Annotated in this window: 1 pseudogene; it reads right to left on the minus strand. The window is 76.5% G+C overall.

The features are described 5' to 3' along the window. Positions 1-562 (minus strand): annotated as a pseudogene (locus AB8Z36_RS42190) (acyl-CoA synthetase); the annotation flags it as partial. Positions 563-633 lie beyond the last annotated feature (71 nt).

The following is a 633-nucleotide window of genomic DNA, read 5'->3' on the forward strand; positions in this document are numbered from 1 at the left end:
GGCCCCGGCCCCGCGCGTCCGGGCGGGTGCTCGTGGCGGCGGACAGGGCCTCGGCGAGGCCGCCGAGCTCGACGTGCACCACGGCGACGGGTTTGGCGGGGCAGCCCGCGGCCGCCGCCCGCAGCTCCGTGGCCAGCGTCTCGGGGTCGGCCGATCGCCCGTCCTCACGGACCCAGGGGATCGCGTTGACGATCACCGCGTCGCACCCGTCGTCCGACAGCGCCTCGGCGAGCGCCGCCCGGAAGTCGGCCGGGGTGGCGCCGGTGGTCAGATCGCGCGGCGGCAGCGGCCGCAGTCCGTCCGCGACGCACGCGTCGTACGTGAGGAGCCCGAGCGACTCGGAGTTGCCGAGGATGCCCACCCGCGGCCCTGACGGCAGCGGCTGCCCGGCGAGCAGCAGTCCGGCGTCGACCATCTCCGTGACGGTGTCCACGCGGATGACACCCGCCTGGCGCAGCAGGGCCGCGACCGCCAAGCCGCTCGTCGTGGTCCAGGGCGCCCGGCACAGCGGCATCGCGCCCACCGGGCACGCCGTACAGGCCACCCGGCTGCCGCACGCCACCGTGTCGGCCCTGCTGCGCCAGGCGGSKSTTCGCGGCCGAGGTGCTGCCCGCCAACACCAAAATGATCAAG

It is taken from the genome of Streptomyces flavofungini (assembly GCF_041028215.1).
Classification (GTDB): domain Bacteria; phylum Actinomycetota; class Actinomycetes; order Streptomycetales; family Streptomycetaceae; genus Streptomyces; species Streptomyces flavofungini_B.